The organism is Delftia sp. ZNC0008, from assembly GCF_000799035.1.
Lineage (GTDB): Bacteria > Pseudomonadota > Gammaproteobacteria > Burkholderiales > Burkholderiaceae_C > Comamonas > Comamonas tsuruhatensis.
In genome coordinates, this window is record NZ_JTKZ01000661.1 from 1 (window position 1) to 7,926 (window position 7,926).

Annotated in this window: 7 protein-coding genes; 4 read left to right on the forward strand and 3 right to left on the reverse strand. The window is 66.9% G+C overall.

What is annotated here, in order from left to right:
• Nucleotides 1-110 precede the first annotated feature (110 nt).
• Entirely contained in the window at nucleotides 111-1,031 is a 921-nt protein-coding gene (locus L995_RS21735) for a LysR family transcriptional regulator (RefSeq protein WP_012207461.1), read from the reverse strand.
• Nucleotides 1,032-1,196: 165 nt separating this feature from the next.
• Here L995_RS21735 and hglS point away from each other — a divergent pair, with 165 nt between their 5' ends.
• Both hglS and L995_RS21745 read left to right on the forward strand, forming a co-directional pair.
• Entirely contained in the window at nucleotides 1,197-2,612 is a 1,416-nt protein-coding gene (gene hglS / locus L995_RS21740) for a 2-oxoadipate dioxygenase/decarboxylase HglS (RefSeq protein ID WP_047473677.1), read from the forward strand.
• A 123-nt stretch (nucleotides 2,613-2,735) separates the two neighbouring features.
• Complete coding sequence (locus L995_RS21745; protein WP_047473679.1) at nucleotides 2,736-4,013, forward strand: aminotransferase-like domain-containing protein; 1,278 nt, start codon at nucleotides 2,736-2,738, stop codon at nucleotides 4,011-4,013.
• 108 nt (nucleotides 4,014-4,121) lie between these two features.
• Here the strand turns inward: L995_RS21745 and groL are convergent, their stop codons facing one another.
• Complete coding sequence (gene groL / locus L995_RS21750; RefSeq protein ID WP_016445455.1) at nucleotides 4,122-5,765, reverse strand: chaperonin GroEL; 1,644 nt, start codon at nucleotides 5,763-5,765, stop codon at nucleotides 4,122-4,124.
• A 48-nt stretch (nucleotides 5,766-5,813) separates the two neighbouring features.
• The gene (gene groES, locus L995_RS21755; RefSeq protein ID WP_016445456.1) at nucleotides 5,814-6,104 is read right to left on the reverse strand and encodes a co-chaperone GroES; all 291 of its coding nucleotides are present in this window, start codon (nucleotides 6,102-6,104) and stop codon (nucleotides 5,814-5,816) included.
• Nucleotides 6,105-7,163: 1,059 nt separating this feature from the next.
• On the opposite strand from groES, the gene L995_RS21760 reads away from it, so the two are divergent.
• Together L995_RS21760 and L995_RS21765 are read left to right on the forward strand one after the other, a co-directional pair.
• A complete protein-coding gene (locus L995_RS21760; protein WP_016445457.1) occupies nucleotides 7,164-7,685 on the forward strand; it encodes a sigma-70 family RNA polymerase sigma factor in 522 nt (173 codons plus the stop codon).
• Nucleotides 7,682-7,926, forward strand: a 245-nt coding sequence (locus L995_RS21765) for a FecR/PupR family sigma factor regulator (protein ID WP_047473678.1), incomplete at its 3' end; no start/stop codon positions are given. The genes L995_RS21760 and L995_RS21765, both read left to right, overlap by 4 nt.

Here is a 7,926-nt window from a genome sequence, read left to right on the forward strand (position 1 = left end):
ATCAGCGCCCGCGCCCGCGCAGCAGCAGGTGCCCGCCATCGTGGCCATCGGCCTGGCCGGGCAGTTGCCGGTGGCGGCGCTGCAGGCGCTGGTGGCAGGCGCTGCGGGCGTCAGGGCTGCGGGCCGTCCCGCATGAAATCCTGGGCTGCCTGCTGCAGCCACTCGCGCAGGCTTTGCAGCGGCGGGTAGTTGCCGCGGCTCGTGGGCCAGGCCAGGTAGTAGCGCTCGGCGCTTTCCATCTCGGGCAGATGGGGCAGGGCACGCACCAGGTCGCCCTGGGCCAGTTCCCGCTCGATCAGAAAGCGTGGCAGCAAGGCCACGCCCACGCCGGCGATGGCGGCCTGGGCGGCGGTGGCGAACTGGTCGAACAGCATGCCCTGGCCCTCGGCCATGGGCGCGTGGTGCACGGACAGCCAGCGCTGCCAGGCATCGGGGCGCGATGCCAGGTGCAGCAGCGGCGCCTGCAGCAGGTCCTGGGGCTGGGCAAAGCCATGCTGGGCCAGCAGGGCGGGGCTGCAGGCAGGCACCACGGTCTCGCTCATCAGAAAGGCCAGCTCGGCGCCCGGCCAGTGCGGCAGGCCGAAATGGATGGCGGCGTCCACGGCTTCGAGCTGGAAGTCGAATTGGGACAGCCGCGTCGTCAGGTTGATGGTGATGCCCGGGTGGGCGCTGAAGAACTGCGGCAGGCGCGGCGCCAGCCAGCGCGTGCCGAAGGTGGGCAGGATGGCCAGGTTCAGGCTGCCGCCGCGCGGGTTGGCCCGAAAACCCAGCGTGGCCGTGGAGATGCGCATCAGCGCGCCCCGGATTTCCTGCGCATAGGCCTGGCCGGCCGGGCTCAGGCGCACGGTCTGGCGCTCGCGCACAAAGAGTTCTGCCTCCAGCCGCTCCTCCAGCGCTCGGATCTGGCGGCTGACGGCGCTTTGCGTCAGGTGCAGCTCGGCTGCAGCTGCCGTGAAGCTCTGGTGCCGGGCCGCTGCCTCGAAGGCGCACAGCAGGGACATGGGGGGCAGGAAACGGCGGGACAGCAGCATGGCAGGGAGCGGTGGGGCAATCGTGGGAGGGGCATTCTGTTTGGGAATGACCTATGGGCCCGATTATCGTTTGACCAGGCTCAAGGCGCAGACCTAGCATGCGTGCCAGGAATTCACCATGCCGCAGGCTGATCTGCGGCCCCACCATCAGTCCCCACGAGCACCATGTCCTCTACGTCCGCCAACGCCTTCGTGCCTTCCGACGAGATCCGCGCGCGCTTTTCCAGCGCCATGTCCGAGATGTACCGCGATGAAGTGCCCCAGTACGGCACGCTGATCGAACTCGTGGCCGAAATCAACCAGCGCACGCTGCAGGCCGAGCCTGAGCTGCTGGCCCGGATGCAGCGCAGTGGCGAGCTGGCCCGCCTGGGCGTGGAGCGCCACGGCGCCATCCGCGTGGGCACGGCCACCGAGCTGTCCATGCTGCGCCGCCTGTTCGCCATCATGGGCATGGAGCCCGTGGGCTACTACGACCTGTCGGTGGCCGGCGTGCCCGTGCACTCCACGGCCTTCCGTCCCGTCAGCGATGCCGCGCTGCTGGCCAACCCTTTCCGCGTCTTCACCTCGCTGCTGCGCCTGGACCTGATCGCCGACGAGGCGCTGCGCGCCCATGCTGCCGCCATCCTGGCGCGCCGCAACATCTTCACCGAGCGCGCGCTGGCGCTGATCGCCCAGTCCGAGGCCAACGGCGGCCTCACCGATGCCGAGGCCGATGAATTCGTCGGCGAGGCGCTGGAGACCTTCCGCTGGCACAGCGAGTCCACCGTGGACGGCACCACCTACGACGCGCTGCACAAGGCCCACCGCCTGATCGCCGACGTGGTCTGCTTCAAGGGCCCGCACATCAACCACCTGACGCCGCGCACGCTGGACATCGATGCCGCCCAGGCCGCCATGCCCGCACGCGGCATGGACGCCAAGGACGTGGTCGAAGGCCCGCCGCGCCGCGACTGCCCCATCCTGCTGCGCCAGACCAGCTTCAAGGCGCTCAAGGAGACCGTGCGTTTCGCCGGCGATGCCACGGGCGCAGGCTCGCACACGGCGCGCTTCGGCGAGATCGAGCAGCGCGGCGTTGCGCTTACGCGCAAGGGCCGCGCGCTCTACGACCAGCTGCTGGCCCAGGTGCGCGACATGGGCAGCGCGGGCAGTGCCGCACCCGACTACGGCAGCCGCCTGGCCCAGGTCTTCGAGGCTTTCCCCGACACCCATGAGCAACTGCGCCGCCAGGACCTGGCCTTCTACCGCTTCACGCTGAGCGATGAGGGCGCCGCCCTGGCCGCAGGCGAGGCCGCCGCGGCCGCCGCCTCGGACCTGGACGCCCTGATCGCCCGCGGCCTGGCCCAGGCCGAGCCCATCGTCTACGAGGACTTCCTGCCCGTGAGCGCGGCCGGCATCTTCCAGTCCAACCTGGGCGGCGAAGAGCAAAAGCAGTACGCGGCCCATGCGGCCCAGCAGGCCTTCGAGGCCGACCTGGGTGCCCGCGTGCATGACGAGATCGCGCTGTACGAGCAGGCGCAGCAGCGCTCCATCGACCAGCTGCGCAGCGCGCTGCGCACCCAGGCCGCCCAGGCTGTGGCCTGACCGGCTGCCTGGAGGCCGGCTTTGGCCGGCATCCACCCTGTATCCCCTTTCCCGGGGCGCATGCGCAGGCGCCAGGCCTGTGCACGCGCCCCTTTGTTTTTTGCAAAGCCGCAAGAGGCCTTCATGAGCACTGCAGACCTGGGCATTCAGTCGCCCACCGCCCATCTGTTCAACCCGCTGTTCGCACATCCCGAAGGCTCGCCCATACGCGAGCTGTTTCCCTATCTGAGCCGCTCCGGCATGCTCTCGCTGGCGGGCGGCTATCCCTCGCCCAGCCTGTTCGATGCCGAAGGCCTGCAACAGGCCGCGATGGCCGCTTTGCAGCAGGACGCTGGCGCCAGCCTGCAGTACGGCGCCAGCGAAGGCCAGCTGCCGCTGCGCGAAGCCCTGGCCGCGCTGTGCGCCACGCGCGGCATTGCCTGCACGCCGGCCGACATGATCGTGACCACGGGCTCGCAACAGGCCTTCGACCTGCTGGTCAAGGTACTGGTGGAGCCTGGCGATCCGGTGCTGGTCGAGGTGCCCGCCTACCCGGCCACGCTGCAGACGCTCAAGCTGGCCCAGGCACAGGTCGTGGCCGTGCCCACGGATGAACACGGCCTGGACACCGGTGCCCTGGCCAGCCTGCTGGCGCAGTGGCCCCATGCGCGCCGCCCCAAGCTGCTCTACACCGTGCCCAACTTCTCCAACCCGGGCGGCACGCTGCTGCCCGCGGCGCGGCGCGAGGCCCTGGTGGCGCTGGTGCGCCAGCACGGCTTTGCCATCGTCGAGGACGATCCCTATGGCGAGCTGCGCTTTACCGGCCAGCGCGAGCCGTCGATCTACGAAACGGGCCTGGCGCTGTGCGGCGCCCAGGCCAATCCCGTGGTTTACCTGTCCAGCCTGTCCAAGACCGTGGCGCCTGCGCTGCGCATCGGCTGGATGCTGGCCGACGCCCAATTGCTGCGCCGCTGCACCATCGCCAAGCAGACGGCCGACCTGTGCACCTCGCCGCTGGCGCAGATGATCGCCGCGCACTATCTGCGCTCGGGCCGCTATGCACCCCAGCTGGCCCAGGCCTGCGCCGAGTACGCGGCGCGCATGGATGCGCTGTGCTCGGGCATGCAATCGGCCCTGGGCGAGCAGATCCGCTTCGTGCGGCCTGCGGGCGGCATGTTCGTCTGGGCGCAGCTGCTGCCGCCACAACGGCATGCGGGCGAGCCCGAGGCCCTGGCCCGGGCGCTGTTCACGGCCGCTGTGGAGCAGGGCGTGCTCTATGTGCCAGGCAAGGCCTTCTTCCCGGCCGAGGCGGCGCAGCGGGCCGGCCTGTGCATGCGCCTGTCGTATGCGGCGCCCACCGTGCCCCAGATCACCGAGGCCGTGGCGCGCCTGGGCCGGGCCTGGGGCCAGGCCGTGTCCTGAGGACATCGGCAACAGCGTTCATGCAATGAAAAAGGCCGCCCGAGGGCGGCCTTTTTCTTGCGGGGCAAACCGGGCATGGCGCAAGGCCTGCCCGGTTGCGGCGGGCAATTACATGCCCATGCCGCCCATGCCACCCATGCCGCCCATGTCGGGCATGGCGGGGGCGCCTTCAGCCTTGGGGGACTCGGCGATCATGGCTTCGGTCGTCAGCAGCAGCGATGCCACGGAAGCGGCGTTCTGCAGGGCCGTACGCGTCACCTTGGTCGGGTCCAGGATACCCATTTCCAGCATGTCGCCGTAGGTGTCGTTGGCGGCGTTGAAGCCGTAGTTGCCCGAGCCGTTCAGCACGGCGTTGACCACCACCGAGGGCTCGCCACCGGCGTTGGCCACGATTTCGCGCAGGGGCGCTTCGATGGCCTTCATGATCAGCTTGATGCCGGCGTCCTGCTCGGCGTCGCCGGTCTTCAGTTCGCCCACGGCTTGCTTGGCACGCAGCAGAGCCACGCCGCCGCCGGCCACGATGCCTTCTTCCACAGCAGCGCGGGTAGCGTGCAGGGCGTCTTCAACGCGGGCCTTCTTTTCCTTCATCTCGACTTCGGTGGCAGCGCCGACCTTGATCACGGCCACGCCGCCGGCCAGCTTGGCCACGCGCTCTTGCAGCTTTTCGCGGTCGTAGTCGCTGGTGGCTTCTTCGATCTGGATGCGGATCTGCTTGACGCGGGCTTCGATTTCAGCAGCTTGGCCAGCACCGTCGATGATGGTGGTGTTTTCCTTGCCGATTTCGATGCGCACTGCCTGGCCCAGGTCTTCCAGGGTCACCTTGTCCAGCGCCAGGCCCACTTCTTCAGCGATGACCTTGCCGCCCGTCAGGATGGCGATGTCTTCCAGCATGGCCTTGCGGCGGTCGCCGAAGCCAGGAGCCTTGACAGCCACAACCTTCAGGATGCCGCGGATGGTGTTGACCACCAGCGTTGCCAGGGCTTCGCCTTCGACGTCTTCTGCAATGATCAGCAGGGGACGGCCGGCCTTTGCCACGGCTTCCAGCGTGGGCAGTAGGTCGCGGATGTTGCTGATCTTCTTGTCGAACAGCAGCACGAAGGGGTTGTCCAGCAGGGCAACCTGCTTTTCGGGGTTGTTGATGAAGTAGGGCGACAGGTAGCCGCGGTCGAACTGCATGCCCTCGACGACGTCGAGTTCGTTGGCCAGCGACTTGCCTTCTTCAACGGTGATCACGCCTTCCTTGCCGACCTTGTCCATGGCTTCGGCAATGATGCTGCCCACGGATTCGTCGGAGTTGGCGGAGATCGAGCCGACCTGGGCGATTTCCTTGGAGGTGGTGGTGGCCTTGGATTGCTTCTTCAGCTCTTCCACCAGGGCGGCGACAGCCTTGTCGATGCCGCGCTTGAGGTCCATGGGGTTCAGGCCGGCGGCCACGTACTTGATGCCTTCGCGGACGATGGCCTGTGCCAGCACGGTGGCGGTGGTCGTGCCGTCACCGGCGATGTCGTTGGTCTTGGAGGCCACTTCCTTCACGAGCTGGGCGCCCATGTTCTGCAGCTTGTCCTTGAGTTCCACTTCCTTGGCGACCGACACGCCGTCCTTGGTCACGGTGGGGGCGCCGAAGGAGCGCTCCAGCACCACGTTGCGGCCCTTGGGGCCCAGCGTGACCTTGACCGCGTTGGCCAGGATGTTCACGCCTTCAACCATGCGGGCGCGTGCTTCGCCGCCGAAAACTACGTCTTTTGCTGCCATTTCAATTCTCCGGATTCAGTTGGAAAGTGCGGTTTCGAAGCGCGTGGATTACTTTTCGACGACCGCGAACAGGTCGTCTTCCTTCATCACCAGCAGTTCGTCGCCATGGACCTTGACGGTCTGGCCGCTGTACTTGCCGAACAGAACGCGGTCGCCGACCTTCACGTTCAGGGCGATCACTTCACCCTTGTCGTTCTTCTTGCCGGGACCCACTGCCAGCACTTCGCCCTGGTCGGGCTTCTCGGCGGCGTTGTCGGGGATCACGATGCCCGAAGCCGTCTTGGTTTCGTTTTCGAGGCGCTTGACGATCACGCGATCGTGCAGGGGACGCAGGTTCATACCAACTCCTAAATCATCAACAAAGTTGAAACAAAGACTTGCCGGCCCGGCGGGCCGGCATTCGAAGCAATGTGGGACAGAGGATTGTTAGCACTCATACCCAACGAGTGCTAATAATAAGGCAATTCGGCCAGGTTTCAAGGGGTAGGGCCGGATGTGCCGCAAGACGGCACATCCGGCGCGGAGTGCGGAACGCCACTGATCTTTAGTTTTTTCGGGGCGCGCCCGCGCTGGCCAGCGGCGAAGCGCGGCCTGCAGGAGCACACAGAACTTCCGGCGAAAGGCTGTCGCTGAATCACCATGCAGCCTTGCGGGCTGTGACCTAACGTCGCATCGAAGGCGCCCTGGCCGTGGTGCTGAGCGCACCCAAGATCAGCCAGCCGTGCAGACTGACTGCCCTTGATCAGGCGCGAACGAGACCGAGGCCTCGTCTGGTGACCTCTGTGGTCAGAGGGAGAAAAGCTCCGCCTTCGTGGCACGATGACGGGCCAGTCCTAAAGGGGAGCTTCACCAGGTCGGGTGCGGATGAGGAGCGAAGCATCTGGCGATGCCGCCAGCCCTGAAGCTTGGATGACCACCATGTGGCTGCAACTGATAGGTCACGAGGTGGCCGTGAGCAGCAGCAATCGCTGCGGAGCAGTTGGCAACTGCAGACTTTCTAACGATGGCCTCAGGCTGATCTACGCCCTTCACTGTGCAAAGCGAGAGTGACAGGGACGACCAACACCTGCCGTTGAAGGCTTCCATTGTTGGACGACCGCTTCACCGTTTGGAAGTGGCCAGTCGATTCTTCGGTGCGCCGTGCCTCGCCTCGAAGGCCCCATTTCGCGCTGCACCGCTGATTCCTGTCGACTCAATGCCGTCGCTCCGACTGGTTTCAACGAAGGTGGCATCAGCCCACGATGGTGCTCGCGCCGAGCGTCCGCACTCAGGCGTTGGTGCGCAGGTTGGTGCAATGACGATGTAGGATTTGGATACAATGAAAATAAGAAGCATTCTTGTTTGCCGCTGCATATTGCCCCGGTGCCTTTCCTCCTGCTTCACTCGTGCCGCTTTCCCATGCCCGCCGCCGACCGCGCCCTTGTTCCCGATGTCGCCACTCTCTACTCCGACCACCACGGCTGGCTGCTGGGCTGGCTGCGCAAGCGCCTGGGCAATGCCTTTGATGCGGCCGATCTGACCCAGGACACCTATGTGCGCCTGCTGGGCCGCAGCGGCGCCGAGATCCAGGCCATTCGCGAACCGCGTGCCCTGCTGATGACCATTGCCCAGGGTCTGGCCGCCAACCTCTACCGCAAGCGCTGCGTGGAGCAGGCCTATCTGGACGCCCTGGCCCTCATGCCCGAGGCCGTGGCCCAGTCCCCCGAGCACCGCGCCATCGTGCTGCAGACCCTGGTCGAGGTGGACCGCCTGCTGGCCCTGCTCCCACTGCCCGTGCGCCAGGCCTTTTTGCTGTCGCAGATCGACGGCATGAGGCAGGCCGACATCGCGGCTGAACTGGGCCTTTCCGTGCCCACCGTGCGCCGCCATATCGCGCGGGCCGTGGTGCAAGTCTGCTTTCTGGACGACGACGGCGCATGAGCCTGCCCATTCCTCTTGCGGTGCGCGAGCAGGCCGCCGAATGGCTGGTGGAGCTGCAGTCCGATGATCACAGCGCCGGCACGCGCGAGATGCTGGTGCAGCGCCTGCAGCACTGGCGCGAATCCCATCCCGACCATGAGCGCGCCTGGCTGCGCGTAGAGGCCATGGGCGCACGCCTGCAGCCGCTGTCCGGTACGCCGGCCAGCGTGGCCCTGGCCCAGGCCGCGCGCACGGCACGCGG

Bases quoted from the DNA above. Each gene is read 5' to 3' on its own strand.
- L995_RS21735 (WP_012207461.1), bottom strand. From the start codon at position 1,031: ATGCTGCTGTCCCGCCGTTTCCTGCCCCCCATGTCCCTGCTGTGCGCC.
- hglS (WP_047473677.1), top strand. From the start codon at position 1,197: ATGTCCTCTACGTCCGCCAACGCCTTCGTGCCTTCCGACGAGATCCGC.
- L995_RS21745 (WP_047473679.1), top strand. From the start codon at position 2,736: ATGAGCACTGCAGACCTGGGCATTCAGTCGCCCACCGCCCATCTGTTC.
- groL (WP_016445455.1), bottom strand. From the start codon at position 5,765: ATGGCAGCAAAAGACGTAGTTTTCGGCGGCGAAGCACGCGCCCGCATG.
- groES (WP_016445456.1), bottom strand. From the start codon at position 6,104: ATGAACCTGCGTCCCCTGCACGATCGCGTGATCGTCAAGCGCCTCGAA.
- L995_RS21760 (WP_016445457.1), top strand. From the start codon at position 7,164: ATGCCCGCCGCCGACCGCGCCCTTGTTCCCGATGTCGCCACTCTCTAC.